Annotated in this window: 2 pseudogenes; both read left to right on the top strand. The window is 33.6% G+C overall.

Annotated features, from left to right (window positions below):
- Positions 1 to 3: 3 nt before the first annotated feature.
- Positions 4 to 180: pseudogene (locus RU87_RS09515) on the top strand (IS982 family transposase); the annotation flags it as partial.
- Positions 156 to 596, top strand: a pseudogene (locus tag RU87_RS09510) (transposase); the annotation flags it as partial. The pseudogenes RU87_RS09515 and RU87_RS09510, both read left to right, overlap by 25 nt.
- Between the last annotated feature and the right edge of the window lie 118 nt (positions 597 to 714).

Below are 714 nucleotides of genomic sequence, written 5' to 3'. Positions count from 1 at the left end.
TATATGACTTATAATAGCACACTTACAAAAGTTTTTGTTTATTTACTGACAAGCATTGAAGCGATTTATCAAACAAGCGTTCCACTCGAAATACAAAATCGGAAGAACGTCCATCTTGCAACATCTGACTGTTTAGTGATTACTTGTTACCTGTGGGGAGTGCTTCATTTTATGGCTACAAAAATCATATTGCTATAGATACCAAATCAAAATTCGTAAAGAATTATCAAACAACGCCTGCAAATGTGCATGATTCTCAAGTAATGGGCGTTCTTGTTGATCCCGATGAGATCACCTTAGCAGACTCAGCTTATCAAAATCAAGCAACACCTAAAGGTGCTGAACTTTTTACCTGTCTTAAAAACACACGTTGTAAATCTCTTAAGGCAGACGATAAAATGTTTAATAAAATCATTTCGAAAATACGTGTCCGTATTGAACATGTATTTGGCTTTATTGAAAATTCAATGCATGGTTCTAGTTTACGTTCTATTGGATTCGATCGAGCTGTTTTAAATACTGACCTTACAAATCTGACTTATAACTTATTGCGGTACGAACAAGTTAAACGTTTAAATCTCAAAACATGGAGGTAATCTGTCTAAAATAAGAATAAACAGTCAAGTGGCGTCTGTAACATAAAGAAAAACACAGTAGACTATGCTTAGTTTTCTGTGTTTTTTTCTAATTTCATTTAGAGGTGAATTAATTGGT

It is taken from the genome of Pseudolactococcus plantarum, from assembly GCF_002441715.1.
Classification (GTDB): Bacteria; Bacillota; Bacilli; order Lactobacillales; family Streptococcaceae; genus Pseudolactococcus; species Pseudolactococcus plantarum.
Note: the sequence above shows the minus strand (reverse complement) of the source record. Positions and strands in the feature narration are given on the sequence as shown.